The sequence below is a fragment of the Marinagarivorans sp. genome, assembly GCF_982758155.1.
The window spans coordinates 1-14,891 of sequence record NZ_CEXWTU010000116.1 but is presented as its reverse complement, the minus strand read 5'-3'; the positions used below and the strand labels follow the sequence as shown (position 1 = coordinate 14,891).

The 14,891-nt window shown below is 43.0% G+C and carries 10 protein-coding genes; 7 read left to right on the top strand and 3 right to left on the bottom strand.

Annotated features, from left to right (window positions below; translation table 11 throughout):
- Window positions 1-157 precede the first annotated feature (157 nt).
- The 3 genes from AC3A8L_RS12850 (at window position 158) to AC3A8L_RS12840 (ending at window position 968) form a co-directional block, all read left to right on the top strand.
- On the top strand, window positions 158-469 hold the full coding sequence (locus tag AC3A8L_RS12850) for an integration host factor subunit alpha (RefSeq protein ID WP_487962665.1): 312 nt from the start codon (window positions 158-160) through the stop codon (window positions 467-469).
- A 70-nt stretch (window positions 470-539) separates the two neighbouring features.
- Window positions 540-650: a hypothetical protein gene (locus tag AC3A8L_RS12845; protein ID WP_487962664.1), complete on the top strand. Its 111-nt coding sequence runs from the start codon at window positions 540-542 to the stop codon at window positions 648-650.
- A 177-nt stretch (window positions 651-827) separates the two neighbouring features.
- On the top strand, window positions 828-968 hold the full coding sequence (locus AC3A8L_RS12840) for a hypothetical protein (RefSeq protein ID WP_487962663.1): 141 nt from the start codon (window positions 828-830) through the stop codon (window positions 966-968).
- A gap of 184 nt (window positions 969-1,152) precedes the next feature.
- Here the strand turns inward: AC3A8L_RS12840 and AC3A8L_RS12835 are convergent, their stop codons facing one another.
- Both AC3A8L_RS12835 and AC3A8L_RS12830 read right to left on the bottom strand, forming a co-directional pair.
- Window positions 1,153-1,467 carry a CcdB family protein gene (locus AC3A8L_RS12835; RefSeq protein WP_487962662.1) on the bottom strand — a complete coding sequence of 105 codons (315 nt, stop codon included), beginning with the start codon at window positions 1,465-1,467 and terminating at the stop codon, window positions 1,153-1,155.
- The gene (locus tag AC3A8L_RS12830) at window positions 1,467-1,712 is read right to left on the bottom strand and encodes a type II toxin-antitoxin system CcdA family antitoxin (protein ID WP_487962661.1); all 246 of its coding nucleotides are present in this window, start codon (window positions 1,710-1,712) and stop codon (window positions 1,467-1,469) included. Before AC3A8L_RS12830 ends, AC3A8L_RS12835 begins: the two co-directional genes overlap by 1 nt.
- Window positions 1,713-1,822: 110 nt before the next feature.
- On the opposite strand from AC3A8L_RS12830, the gene AC3A8L_RS12825 reads away from it, so the two are divergent.
- Window positions 1,823-2,209 (top strand): IS66 family transposase, encoded by a 387-nt coding sequence (locus AC3A8L_RS12825; protein ID WP_487962660.1) that lies wholly within the window; start codon window positions 1,823-1,825, stop codon window positions 2,207-2,209.
- A 396-nt stretch (window positions 2,210-2,605) separates the two neighbouring features.
- Window positions 2,606-4,324, top strand: coding sequence for a flavin monoamine oxidase family protein (locus AC3A8L_RS12820; protein ID WP_487962659.1), 1,719 nt, complete (start codon window positions 2,606-2,608; stop codon window positions 4,322-4,324).
- A 31-nt stretch (window positions 4,325-4,355) separates the two neighbouring features.
- On the opposite strand, the gene AC3A8L_RS12815 is transcribed toward AC3A8L_RS12820, so the two are convergent.
- A complete protein-coding gene (locus AC3A8L_RS12815; RefSeq protein WP_487962658.1) occupies window positions 4,356-5,264 on the bottom strand; it encodes a helix-turn-helix transcriptional regulator in 909 nt (302 codons plus the stop codon).
- A gap of 435 nt (window positions 5,265-5,699) precedes the next feature.
- Between AC3A8L_RS12815 and AC3A8L_RS12810 the strand changes: the two genes are divergently transcribed.
- Together AC3A8L_RS12810 and AC3A8L_RS12805 are read left to right on the top strand one after the other, a co-directional pair.
- Complete coding sequence (locus AC3A8L_RS12810; RefSeq protein WP_487962657.1) at window positions 5,700-7,523, top strand: Hint domain-containing protein; 1,824 nt, start codon at window positions 5,700-5,702, stop codon at window positions 7,521-7,523.
- Window positions 7,524-7,639: 116 nt separating this feature from the next.
- Complete coding sequence (locus AC3A8L_RS12805; RefSeq protein WP_487962656.1) at window positions 7,640-14,395, top strand: RHS repeat domain-containing protein; 6,756 nt, start codon at window positions 7,640-7,642, stop codon at window positions 14,393-14,395.
- Window positions 14,396-14,891: the final 496 nt, after the last annotated feature.

Sequence of the window (14,891 nt, the reverse complement as noted above, 5' to 3'; positions counted from 1 at the left end):
GCCGCTCAAGCCATCCTTGGGCGCTATGCAAGCGTTCCTGACGCTTGAATACCCAGAAAATAATCAATTCGCCTTTTAGGCCGTGTATTTCGGGCTTGCCTGAATAGTGATATTTTTTAGTTTTTGGCACCATCGGTAGTCATCACTAGGAGGCAATATGGGGCATTCGTTAACCAAACTGGAAATGGCAGAAAAACTTCAACAAGACCTTGGCTTTAGTCGTAAAGAGTCAAAAGACATGGTGGACTGCTTTTTTGAAGAGATTATCACTGCCCTAGAAAATGGCGAGCCGGTTAAGATTTCCGGCTTTGGCAATTTTGAATTGCGCGACAAAAGCTCGCGCCCCGGCCGCAACCCTAAAACCGGTGAAGAATTCTCCATCGAAGCCCGCCGTGTTGTTACTTTCAAGGCAGGCCGAAAGTTACGCGACCGAATTGATGCTCACGGTGGGGTCGTCACTGCTGAGTGATTTCGAACTGCCCACTAAACGCTATTTGACGATTAGTGGGGTCGGTGAGTTGTGATCAGTTAAGGCGCATGTGCTGCGCTATTGGAGGCAGGAATTCTTGCTGCTCCATCCTCAAAAACGGCGAGGCAATCGTTGTTATTGCGCCTGCGAAAACGGGAAGTTATTTCATGCACGTCCCTAAGTATTGTCGGCGTGCGTAAGTAATTAATCAGAGCGACTTAAATTGAGTGCCTGTCCTAGCTATTTCTTTACGAGTGCGGTGGTGCAGTTGTTTTGGAGGCTATGGCCATGGGTAAGCCTGTGATTGCGTCCAACTGAGGGGCCAACAGATTACCTTGATCCTTCGTGTGGTATTTTGGTGGATATCCCCGATTCAAAAACCGCATTTGTTGAACGGTTCGCCGAAGCCATGGAAAAAATAATCGCAGAACCCAGCGTGCGTGAAGAGATGGGCGCGCGCGGTTTTGAAAAGATCAAATCGCAATTTGACTGGGCCTGAAAGGTAGAAAAAATGAAAACTATTTGCCAGGGTGTGCTTAATCGTTAAATGGCCCGACGGTTGTTTCTACTGGGCCTTGGAGGGAGGGGCTATTGTTTCCAAGCACATTTTGAGATGTGGTGATTAGGGTATTTTAGTGTTTAAAAAGCCGAGCTGTTGCTCGGCTTTTTCGTTCTGGTGGGCGTTAAATCCCCGAAATCAGAAAATCGATGGCGTTAATAATGTCTGTTCTGTTGAGTAAAAGAGAGCTTTCATGCTTTTTTAAGAATGAGCTGGAAACCGTAGTCATTTGATGTGTGAGTAAATAGTATGGGTCGCCGCTTATTTCGACCTTTGGGCAAATATTATTGGGTAACCCTTTGTTAGGTAGCGCGGCCGTAAGCGGTATAACCACTCGACTACTTAATGCTTCAAGAAGCTCTGTTTGTACATCAACAAAATAAGGGTAAGCTTGATTTGTGTCACTATCGGTATTCGCGTACACATCAAATTGCTTCATCAAAAGCCCCTGTGTTTGTCAGCAAATAAGCCTTGTTCTTGGGTAAGCTTATTACAATTTTCCAGTGCTTTTTTGTTTTCACGCAGCCACTGTTCTCGAGTATTTTGGCGCACTTCAGACTCAAGTGCTTTCTCCAGTGTGGCTGAAAGGTTGATATCAAAATCCTTAGCTTTGGTTAGTAAGTTACTGTTTATACTCAGGTTTGTTGGTTTTTTTGGGGCGCTTTTGTCAAATAGGCTCTGCATGATTCACACTCTATGCGTATGGTTTATGCGCATATGTTGACACGTTGCGTTTAGCAAAGCAATCTAGCGGGCCAGATAGGGTAGAGACTATTATTCTTAGGGAAAAGCGAGTGCCTGTCCCAGCTATTCAAAACCTATTGGATGCCATGGCACCCAAATACCTCAACAAAGGCGCAATGAAGACAGCTATCGGTTATGCCCTTAATAATTGGGCGAAATTCACAGCCTTCCTCAATCACCCTGAGATGCCCATCGACAACAATCCCATGGAACAAGCCATTCGCCCCTTCACGCTGGGGCGCAAGAACTGGCTTTTTGCGGGAAGTCCGCGCGGTGCAGACGCCAGCGCTTTTCTCTACTCCCTGATCGAAACGGCAAAAGCCAACGAGCTGGAGCCATGGCGCTACCTCAACGCACTATTCGAAGCCTATCCCCATGCTCGCAATGATGACCAGCGCCGCGAGCTATTGCCTTGGATTTTTAAGCATAAAGTCTAGGCGATAATGGGGCAATCCTGCTATTGGCCGGATGCTTACGTTTGTTTCATATGCTCATTAACGCCGTGCAATTGCTTTATCTATAATTATGGTCTAAAAATAAATTTTAAAAACCATAATTATAGATATGAAGCACTCTGAAAATAGATATACAAATAAGTAGGGACTAATGAATACCAACAAATTCGATATATTAAGATAACAATATATATTAACAGATTTACTTATCACATCTTTTCGATATTCAACAGTGAAGTGCTAAAGCTTACCGAACGAATGAGCATAATTGAGACATTCATAAGATGATGCTTTTCATAAAAAAATTGTACTAAGCATAAAAGTCGACTGCATCGACATGCGCTACACCCTAAATCACATAAGCAACGAGAATAAAATATGAGCTTTTTTACGAAACCATCTAGTGTATTAAATAAAGGGGGGGGTCCTGCTCAAGCATCGTTCATCGATATTTTATATGACCATGAAAAATATTTAATGGCGAATGATGGATTAATTGCTCGCCCCTTGGCCAAAACTGACAAGAAAGTCGCTATTGTTGGCAGTGGGCCTGCAGGATTAATCGCAGCTTATCAATTATTACAGGTTGGCGTGAATGTAGAGATTTTAGAGGCTGATTCTACTCGATACGGTGGTCGAGTATTTTCGTACAAGCCGATCGCTAGTGAGACTGCCATATTTGAATTCGGCGCCATGCGAGTCCCCCCGTCTGAAAAGATTTTCAATTATTACGCAGATCAATTTGGTATGGAAGGTGGTGATTTTCCTGATCCGGGTAAAGTAAATACAGATATCATTTTTAATGGCACTCGATATGTTTGGGAGGCCGAGCAGCAGCCTCCCACTATTTTTAAAACTGTCAGCGAGAGCTGGGAAGTATTTGCAAACAGTTTAAACCCATTGATTAATTTACTGAAGGATGGTTCGCAGGAAAGTTTTGATATAGCCTTACGCGACTGGCAAGCCCTTATCAATCCCTCGATGCAAGAGTCTAGTGTTGCCTTTAGTAAAATCAGTTTTTATGACGGCTTGGTATATTTGTTTGTGCAAAATTATCGTGACTTTGGCCTTAAGAAGCCCTGGGGTGAGGAAGAGTTTGCCTTATTTGGGGCTCTTGGCCTTGGGTCGGGAGGGTTTGGGCCTTTGTATCAAGTAAACTTTTCTGAAATTGTACGCTTGATTGTTAACGGCTTAGAAACTGATCAGAAGTTCTACTCTTGTGGGTTGGATCGTTTGGTGAAAGGGCTTGCGACTACCGAGACTAAATTTGGAAGGGTGCTCGACCGTATTTCCTATGGGTGTAAGGTAACGGGTGTGAAGAGTCGACCTTCTATTACAGGAAACAAAGTTGATATCATAATTAATGGCGACGATTGTCGCGAGTATGATGCTGTTATTGTTGCCACTACGAACCGGGCCATGCAGGTGGATATGGGGCTCACTTTGCCAGACGACTCCCGGCCATCAGCGCTGCCAGAGGATATTGACACAGGTATTCGCCAATTACACTTAATGAATTCGTCGAAGTTGTTTGTGCTGACTCGAACAAAATTTTGGAAGACCGACCCTAGTAAAAAGTTTCCTGCGAACATACAAACTGATGGGTTGGCCAGAGGCTTTTATTGTCTTGACTATCCAGGTACCGACCATGGTGTTGTGTTAGTGAGCTACACATGGGGTGATGACTCTACTAAATATATAGCGATTAAAGACCCTGCCGAACGGCTGGAATTATTGGCGCGCTCGCTACGAGAGTTTGTTCCGAATTTTGTGGACACTCTTATTGCAGAGGTTATGCCAGAGCATACACGCCTTATCGACTGGCAAGACCAACAGAATTATTATGGTGCATTTAAACTGAATTACCCTGGGCAAGATGCCTACAATCAACAGCTTTATTATCAGTTTACTAAAGCTGACAACAGTATTTATTTGGCTGGTGACAGTATCTCCTGGTCTGGTGGTTGGATTGAGGGGGCGTTACAAACTGGCATGAATGCGGCGGTTGCTGTAGTTAATGAGTTTCAATCAAGTCACTTATTTTCTAATAGCCCAATGACTCAGAGCTCCCAAGCAGAGCAATTCAATTATGGTTAGCTTGTAGAGAAAACTACATTCTCTGGTCACCTTAGTTGACTAGAGAATGTAGTTTTCCTCGATTATTTATCCCTGTTTTTGAAAAAATATTTTTTACATGGCTTCGTACGGTAGTGATGCTTATGCATAACTTACGAGAAATCATGTCGTCTCTTTCACCGTCTAAAACTAATTTTACTACTTGGGCTTCTCGACCCGTCAATAAAAATTTATGCCTCAATTTGATGCATTGCTCTTCAATGGGGAATGCTGGGTTATCCCGATTGTGTAGGTGGTGTATGTTCTGAATGGCCTGTATGAAGTGTGGTTTTAATATATCCAAAATTTCACAGCTTGAATGATCAAATGCACCGTGATGTCGGCTGCGCCAGATTCGTAAATCGCCGATATTCCGTTCGTTTGCATAGAGGTGAAGGTTAACGCCGTAGCACAAACCATCTGCTAATAAGAAGTCGTTGAAGAATTCGGTTTTTCTTAAATTCGCATGCGACATAACGTCTTCCACAAGGGTTGCATGTCGTCGTTGTGCAAGCTTAGGAGTGATTGGGTCCCGAAACTGATAGTACTCAGAGTACCGACCGATGTTACTGGCATCCATGTTCAGGAATACACTCTGCCCATAAGTTTTCTGGCTTTCATCCCAGCGAAAAGATGCAAAATGATCCCCGCCTATTAAATCGAGAATAGGCTTCGCTATGTGGGTGCGCATCTCTAATTCATTTGTATGTTCATGAAGTAACTCAATTACTTTTAAAATTTTACGATAATTTTTAGAAGTCACTTTCATAGCAGTTTTCTCCGGTCGTGTGGTTCCTCTAGGAATAACCTCAATGATATAGATAAATCGAGCATACCTAGTATGGATGCTGATTGGCAGATTTAAAATAATAAATACTATTCTCGGTGCCAAATTGGAGATTTTTTTAAAACTATTTTTCAATGAGAAGGTAAAACCCTCTTTTATGAGGATTATTTACCTGCTCTAGGTAGTTTATAGTGAGGTATAGCTTTTTAGAGCTGTGCTTCATGGAAAGAAATAGTATCAGTTTAAGACTGATACAAATATTCATAAAGTCATTACCTTCATGATGTTTAAACTACTACGGAGATTTAGTGTATGCCTTCCCCTCTGCACCAGGCGTTCCCATCAACCTTGGTACCGCAAAACCATCCAAGTTTATTGCGTAATTGACTTTTCATTAAATGCAATTATCCCGTTTCAATATCTAGTATATAGAATCCGATTTTTAATTAACTATTTTAAGGGAAATACAATATGAAATTTTCTGTTGTCAATAAAAGGTGTCAATCCGTTATATGGTGCGCAACTTTATTTACATTGTTAGTGTTTTTAACAGCGTGCACATCGAATTCGGTGAATAAAAATACAAAACTATTCTCCGAGAATATTAAGCATGTTCACTATTTGTTTAGCGCTTTACCAGAAAATGATGAAGAAGGCTTCGCAAAAGATTTAGAATATATGCGCTCTATAAGCGAGCGAGGGAAAGAGTTTCATAGTGATTTAAGCGACGATCGTCAGCTCCGGTATGTTGTTAGAAACCTAAAGCGAGCAGGTCGCTCACCCCAAAACGCACCCAAGCTGTTTGGGTCCATTGCCCAGTTGAGGGCACACCACAAGAAAAATGGGCCGCCTTCAAAAGCGATATTGAAAACAACAACCTTGAAAGCAACAACCGATGAGCGTGTACCATTAAATACGATTACTGATCTAGGCGCTGTTACACCAGCGAAGCTAGCAGCAGTTGGAGGACTTTCTTCCGCGAGCACGAATTACAGTACAACAGGATTATCGACGATCCCCGAGGGTACTCAGTCTACATTAATTTATGTGCAGTTATTTGATGCGTCGAACAACACACCTTTTGGCCCAGGCGCGTCTAACCAACAGTTTGGTGGTGGTGAAAATATTCAAGCCACCCAAACAAGTTCACCTCCATCTGCCATATCGAACCTGGGTTCTGCTCTGCAAGTGACCTATCAAGCAACGGCAAAAAGCCAGCCGGTGGTGGTGCACAAATTGCTGGATTCTTTCGGAGCGCCGACGGCTCCACCCAAAGTGAAGGCACCAAAACATGTACATTCACCCGCAGACAAAAAAATTAAAGTATGTTTGAGCAGGGATACCGGTCCTGATCCTGGTTGTGATTACGGTCCGTACCAAAACCCGACACCAAATCCCATCGTTCAGTTACCCGTTATAGGTTCAATTGAGTTTGGATCAGCCGTTGATACTAGCCGAATTATAGCGGGAACTCTTTACGTCTGGGCAGAAAATGGTGGTGGTGCTTGTACGTTACAGCTGGATGCGCAACAGTTTTCCCAAGCGTTTACGATAGATGCTTCAAACCCGAAAAAATTGAGTTGGAGTTTTTACCATTTGTCGGGCGCTACGAAAGTCTACCAAGCCTCATTTGGCTTGTTAAACAATAATCCTTGTTGGACACCTGATCAGCCCTATGGAATGACGCTAAGTGTCGATGTGCCAGTAAAAGGCACGTTATTTCCAGAAACGTTTTTTGTAACGACAACACCAGGCCCTGTGGTTGCCAATACTACGCGTATTAGTAACCTAGATTTTACTTGGGGTTGTTTTAAGGAAGGCACTGAAATAGATATGGCAGATGGCAGTTTACGAAAAATAGAAACAATTGCAGCAGGTGAAAAAGTGGTAGCCGATGCGTCTGGGCGCACACTAACCGTTACCGAACTATCACAAGGCTTTGAGGCAGAGCCAATGGTTGTAATAAAAGATGAGTTTGGGAATAACCTTTCGATCACAGATGGTCACCCAATAGTTATACGTGGGGAAAACGGTGAGCGTCGCGTGGCTCTAGCAAAAGAGCTCACTGTAGGGGATGTAGTATTTTCTAGTCGTAACATAGCGTCAGATTCAACTATATCACGTGTATATGCACCAGCAAAGATTACGCACATAGAGCGTAAAAAGCACGATGGTAAAGTTTACAACCTTTATTTGGGCGATGCATCCAATGGCGAAGTCGTTACAAAAAATAACACTACGATGATCGCTAATGGCATTCTCAGTGGTGACAATGCAATGCAAGAATATTTTGGTGCCGCGTTTAACTTTAAACCCAAAGCTATTAAAGACCGTATCTCCGCTGAGTGGTATCGCGATTACGAGCTTTACCAAAAACTGCTTTCTGATAACTAACTCGTTTATATCCATCGATTTTATATTCATCGATATCCCCTGGCTTGCTAAGCACTGGCAAGCCAAACATTGAATACACATATTTCTCTAAAATCTATACATAGCAGGCAGCCAATATGTTGAAAACTAATTTTGAGGTCAAACAATCCACCTATATTCCGGCCAATGGTGTGATGCCATCAGAGGATACGGTGAAGCCGTTAAACCCTGATAGCGTGTACCCGATTCCACCGTTACACGGGAACGTCATTAAAGAAGGCATTAATCTGTTTACTGGCGATGTCAATCAGTCTTACCCCCTATGTGAAATTTCACAAGGTGACTTAGATTACGGAGTAGCGCTTTTTTATAATAGCCGGAGTGCTGCCGTAATCACAGCCGTCACCGACAATACTGTTGGTGCAAATGGATGGAAGCTATTGGATTATCCAAAAGTGATTTCCGACAATAATAGTTTTTACTTTTTAGATGGAACCTCTGTTTATGAGCTACAAAGTACTGGCGGTGGATCAAGTTATCAGGCGGGAGATGAATATCACGCGTGGACATATTCGGGAACAGATTCTGAATGGACGATAGTCAGTGATAAAGGGATCCAGTTTACGTTAAGGAACAAAGACACTTTGCAGAGTGGACAAACAGTTTGGCATTTAAGCACCATTGATGATTTGTCCTGGACAAATCATCAAATACAACTGGTATATACTGGTAACGCGATATCCTCTATCACAAATAATTTGGGAGATAAGATCGAGTTTCAGTATAATCCATCAGGACAGTTAATCAGTGTTACTCGACTGGTTATGACAATAGCTGGTGGCCAGTATCAACTAACGAATCAACTGACTGTAGACTATGCCTTAAGTGGCAATAAAGCCATTAATAAAGTTCAACCTCTCAACGTGATGGAAAACGGACAACAAATTGCTGTTGATGCAGGGTATTTATTTGAGTATTACACTCAAGAAGAAGGCTATGAGAATGCATTAAAAAGTATTCAAACGCCGAAAGGCAGTGTTTTAAGTTATGTTTATTATACGGGTGAGGCCATCACCCAAAACGGCGTTGTCTACAATACGGTTCATCCGGTAATTTCTACACAGACAAAACCCTCTAATAGTGTGATGACAGAAAAAGGATTCTTGTATAGTTTTTGGAACTGGAAGTTTGATAGCACACAAAGTTACGTACAGTGGAACCTTGTCAAAGAATATGCAGGGGATGTATACAACAGCATCCAACAAGATAATCCAGAAGACCCCTACGGCCATACTACCTATTTGTTTTTTGACGGCCAGCCAGCAAACGAACTTATTTATTACAGCGGTCCAGATTCTTTGGCGACAAATTCTGTTATGTTGGGTGAAACCTATTGGAAAGGCAACCTCAACATCATTCGCACCAGTACCATGAGTGCCGGACAAGCAATTGACAATGTTAAGCCCTATCCGGGTACAGCTACTGGGTTTAATTTGCCGGCAGGCGCATTGTTCGCGGATGTCTCATGTACCGTTACCAATACGAGTGACAATGCGACAGAACTAGCTTTGTCAGTTGAAAAAAGTGGTGTCCAAATCAAAGGAGAAATATTTCCTATTACTGGAAAATCTAGCACCGAAGTGAGTTTGAACATGCATTCGCTGGTGCCCATCGACAAAGTACGCTCTTGGTACACCACAGCAATAAGTTGTAGTATTTCTGCGTTAACTATCACCTATATTGTGCCACCAGTAACCCCATCAGTGCCACCATTAACGAATATATTAGCGCATCAAAGTGCGATCGTGGCTGGTTATGTTAGCCCTGTTCCATTGTCCCCAGGACAGAGTTTTCAATTGTCCACACCCTATCAAAACACAACGTCAGTATCGTTAACTTTTACGAGTAATAATAACAAAGCCTGTTCGATTGATATAAATTGTTTTGATGCCAGTAACGCTTCTGTCGGTAGTGGTAGCTTCTCATCTACAACGGGTTCAGAAAAAACGGCGAGACTGCAATTATCAGCGCCAGCTACAGTCGCCAAAATAACTGTCACATCGACTTCCGGAAACCCAAGTAATGTTGTATTGGAAAATATGTATTTGCACTACTTGTTAGCCGGGCAACCTATCGCTGACGATTCACTGTCTAAATTAGTTTCGGCGACAGAATTTGGTTTTCAAGTTGGACAACATCAACAAGTAGCATTCTCACAATTGCTTAGCGAAGTCACTATGATTGATGGTGTTAACCAAAGCAAAACCATCACCTATGGGAATGATGTGACATTGCCTTACCCTAAAACAATTACAGAAACTCTGACAAAACCAAATCAAGGGAGTAGTGAGCAATATGTTACTGTTCAAAAACAACTTACTTATGCGGTTGAACAATATAGCGATCTGCGCGCGAACAATCTATTAAATTCGGTAGCCGGTGTTATTTCCTACGCTTCCCCTGGAACCACTCTGTCTCACCCGTCTCCAATATCAGGCGCAGTCACACAATGGAAACAGTGGAACGGCCAATGGCGCCCTTGGCGACAGTTTGAACTACAAACGACTACGGTAAGTAACGGATTTTCACCTACTCCGGACAGCAACTGGATTGCTCGTGGTTATATCAATCAGTTAAATGCCAATGATAAAGCGACTAGTCAAATTACGGGAGACTTGCAAACAAAGAGCACGATTTATGACAAATCCTGCGGTGAGTGGGCAGTTGCATCATTTATCAACGCTGACGTAACACAATCTCAAGCAGGTTGGTATGGGTTTGAAAATTACGAAGATAATGCTGGCTGGATATTAAGTCATGGATCCATCGTTTCTGGAAAAGCGTTTACCGGTGAAGATTGTTACAGTGGCACGGTTATATCCGTCGCGGCTAAAACATTTCAACCGGTAGCAAGTACTGAATATCTAGTTGCTGCTTATGTAAAATTAAACGTAAATTCCCAGTGTAAAATTGGGTTTTGCGATGCTGGTAGCTGGAACAGTGAAACTACCATTCAGTATGACGCTAACAATCCAGGATGGGTCTACGTCCAGGCGCTATCTAACACGTTATCATCATCAGATTTACCGACTATTTCGGTCAGTAACGGCTTGATTGATCATATTGTATTTGCGCCCATCGATTGTGATTATTCTGCCAGTGTTTGGAAACTATCGCAGCGTCAGTTGTTAGCGAGCATTTCACCTAATGGTGCTATTAATCGTGCTTACTATGATGTTCGAGGTAGTAGCTTGGCTGGTGCTTCTCCGGGTAAATCATTAAGCCTAATTAGCCAAAATTATTCATCTGTTATGGGTCAGATTTGGTTTGAAGATAAGCCAGTATTTAGTGATGCGATGCCCAACCAAGCTTTTTCTATACGCGTACCTAAGTTGGGAAGTTGGGATGATTTCACGTCTACCGAAAACACTCTAATTGATAAGGCAACTATTAAAAACTTTGACTTTACGGGTTCACATTTTCTTGTTACTCAACAAGCGGCTAGTACTAAAAATCCGGCACAGGCAACACTCGTACCTGACGTGAAGGGTGGGGATTTTGTGGCGTGTGCTGAAATTGCTTTACAGAACAGCACAGGGGATGCAGCCGGAATTATTGTTAATTGTAATCAACAACAAATTCTGTTGTGCATAGAACCAACCCGAGTGGCGATTGGCACCCTTACCAATCATGTTGAATACGCATCCAAATTATTTAAGCAGCTACCAAGCTCTATCGTGTTAACGCTTGTTGTCAGAGGTGGCAAGTATTTATATTGCTATGCTGATGGAGCGTTCGTTTTTGATTACGAAATGCAAAATGCTGTGACGGGCCCTGTGACATTGTTTAGTAGTTGGCCTGGCGCGGCGTTTCATAACACCGGGGTCGTGAGCGGGCCAGAATTGTCGAATGCAAGTGAAGATGGGAATGGAAATGAAATGCAGTTTGTCGCATCGACTAACAGCACAACATCCAATGTCACAGCGAACTTGTATGGGGGAAATTTAAATCTTTATCGAGCCACAACACTGGCGACCACACAAAATCAAGCCAACCTTTCACCGGTAAAAGGATTTGCAACACTCAACGCAGAAAACATGACGGTTACTGGAAGCATTAATAATGATTGGCCTAGCACCTACAATACGTCGCCTTTTGAAAATTCGATGTTGCGTCACGCAAACCCAACATTGCGTGTGAAAAGCCGTGGTAAAGGCGGTGTGTATACCGCTAGTAATCAAGGTGCATTTACGTACAGTTACGGTAATAATACAGGCCATTATTTTGGCTTTCCTGTAGGTGATTTACAAACCAATAACACGACTGGTCCTGCCGGTGCGCAAATTGTCAGTTTTAGTAATCGACAGGGTGTGCAATTGGGTAAAGTGCGTATCGATAGTACAGCACAAAAAAGTTTATTAACGGGCTATAACTACGATGCCAATTTACGCAAAACCGCCATCTTTTATCCGCGGGCTTACAGCAACCCCAGTACGGTTGATACCTCCATATTTTATCGCAAATTTACATACGATTTTGTCGGTAATCTTCTAACTGATTCAATGCCCGAGTCTGGCGAAACTAGTTATGGATACGATAGAAAAGGCCAACAGCGTGTAAAACAAGATGCTGAAGGTAAAGCCGCTCAAACACCGTATTGTATTTATACCAAATTCAATAGCGCGGGAAGAATAACCGAAACAGGTACTTGGCAAGGTAACATTACACAAATCACTGAATCGCAATTGAATACCCCAGGTTGGCCCAGTCAAGGTAATCAATGGTCTATTCAATATGGCTGGGATATCCCAAATAACAATGAACTCGGTAGCTTGGGGCGCCTAACAAGTATAGCCACACCCGATTATTCCTTATGGTATCAATATAATGCACAAGGAAAAATTGAAAATGTAATTAATAATTCAACCGCGCAAGTTGCCAATGTTAAAACTGAGTATGATGAAGTGGGACGGATAATCTCCATGAGTGAACCGACCAGCGAATACGATGTGACTTATCAGTATGACGAGCAAGGAAGAATGATCAGTGTGGGTACTGCGACTAACCCAACGGCTTATGCTAGTTACGCCTATCAAAATGGAGTTATCACTGAAGTATTGTTGGAAGGGGTCGCAACGCGTACCTATACTGCGAACGCCAATGGCGATATAGACAGTATTGACGATGAATATTTTTCAGAAACACTTTACTTTGATAAGCGCCATAATGGTAACCCAGGGTACTTAAATGGACAGGTTGCAAGTGCAGCATTCGATTTTAAGTGGAACGGCGCGCCCTCGAAGTATGACTACGAATATACCTACGATCACTTTGGCCGACTAACAATAGCCACCAATAGTCAAAATACAAATTGGAATATTGGGAGTACGCAAAACCCGGTCGGTTACGATGACAATGGGAATATGACATCGTTGTATAGGGGGGCAACGGGCGTCACGTTTAATTATGACACTAACAGCAATCAGCTAAATAATAGCGGCTCCAATCAGGGATTCTCTTATACAGCTAACGGATCAATGAATAGTTCGCAAAGGCAAGGGATTACTGGTATGCATTATGATGCCGTCACAAATCTTACCCGTTCAGCAAGCCTTGCCAACAACAGCATTAGCTATAGTTACGATGGCAATGGACAGCGCTATCAACGACAGTCTAGCGATACAAAAATTATTTATTTGCGGGACTACAAAGGCAAGGTGTTGAGTGAAAAACATATCACCGCTTCTAGTAGTTCAAGGTTAAATTATATTTATGGTTTGCGCGGCAAAATAGCCATGCTACCTGTAAATGGTAATGGTAAACAATACGCACTACTGTCTGACCATAGCAATTCAGTTCGTGTCGTTGTCGATAATACGAAAAATGTAGTGGCTTGGTATAACTATTCACCCTTCGGAGAAATAATCGGAGCACTGAGTAATGCCGGTCAAATTAATTTACGATATTTGTACACAGGTCAGGAGTGGGATGATGATTTAAAATTGTATACATTTGAAGATCGATTTTACGATCCTGCGGTGTGTCGTTTTTATTCGGTTGACCCATTGCATCAATTTGCCAGCCCCTATATTTATTCCAGTAATCCAATATCCTATTCCGATCCAACAGGTGAATGGTTTGGGTTAGACGACGTCATTGCGACTGTGGGTGGCGCTGTCGTCGGTGGCTTATTGGAAACTGCGCGAGAAGCCATTGCAGGGGAAAAATTGTCTTGGAAGAAAATCGCTATTGGTGCTGCGGTTGGTGCCGTAGTTGGAGAAGCGGCGTTATATACCGCTGGTGGATCTATATTTGCGGCGGCAGGTGCGGGAGCAGGGGGGGCAGCCGCAGCGGGAGGCGGTTCGGCACTGGCAACTGCGGCCAGTACAGTTGGTTATGGTATGGCAGTCGGTGCAGGGGTGGGGGCAGGCGTAGGCGCGGTGACAAGTACTGGCGGATATATTTATAACGAGGCGAGAGGTAATGCCCAAGGCTCATTTGCACACGACGTATTGTATCAAGGCATTTTGGGTGGTGCCGTTGGCGGCGCACAATCTGGCATGATCACCGCTGTTGTTACACCCGCGGTTGCTGCAAAATGGTTAGGTAAGCCTATTGCCGGTGCTTTGGCGAACCCAGTGTTGGAAGAGGCTATGAAGCGACAAACGCTCGGTATGGCGACTGGTGCAGCATCGAGCGGAGCCAATTCTATTTTACAAAGTATTATTCAAGGTCGGAGTGCTGGTGATGCAATTTATGACCTTGGTAAATCCGTTGTGATTGGTGGTATCTCCGGCAGAATGTGGGCGACCAAAAACTTCTTTAAATCGTCAGTGGGATTTGGGAGTGGGCCAGCGCCTAGCTTAGAGGAGTTACGACCTATCAATCACTAGCGCGTCTGCTAATGAGGAGTGATAGCTGGGACAGGCACTCGATTTAAGTCACTCTGGTTATTAACCTGTTTTTCTTATAATCGTCACTTTCAGCGCTATACCCAAAAGCCGCTAAAGCTTCACAGTCTTAGTGGCTTTTTTATGGCCTGTCAAATAATGCAGGGCAGGTACTCTCAAAAAAAATAAAGACACCGACAATTAAGTAAAAACACTAGAGTTCGCTTATGTTGAAGAGATTTTTCGCCCATAGTGTAACTTCCCCCACTATCATCGAACAATCACCCCATTCTCGACCAAATTAACATCATAAAATCCTCCCCTGTTATAACGCTAATTCGGTAAACACAATTTCCCTGTAAAATATTGGCCTTTTTATAATAGGTTACTATTCGTGCAAATATTCCACTCATCAATCGACGCCATTAATCAATTCACATCATCTGTAGCGTCCCAAATTAACATCATACTTTTTACCGAATTATTCATCATACGATTA

What these genes read in the sequence shown, in the direction of transcription:
- AC3A8L_RS12850 (WP_487962665.1), top strand. Translation starts at nt 158, where the DNA reads ATGGGGCATTCGTTAACCAAACTGGAAATGGCAGAAAAACTTCAACAA.
- AC3A8L_RS12835 (WP_487962662.1), bottom strand. Translation starts at nt 1,467, where the DNA reads ATGAAGCAATTTGATGTGTACGCGAATACCGATAGTGACACAAATCAA.
- AC3A8L_RS12830 (WP_487962661.1), bottom strand. Translation starts at nt 1,712, where the DNA reads ATGCAGAGCCTATTTGACAAAAGCGCCCCAAAAAAACCAACAAACCTG.
- AC3A8L_RS12820 (WP_487962659.1), top strand. Translation starts at nt 2,606, where the DNA reads ATGAGCTTTTTTACGAAACCATCTAGTGTATTAAATAAAGGGGGGGGT.
- AC3A8L_RS12805 (WP_487962656.1), top strand. Translation starts at nt 7,640, where the DNA reads ATGTTGAAAACTAATTTTGAGGTCAAACAATCCACCTATATTCCGGCC.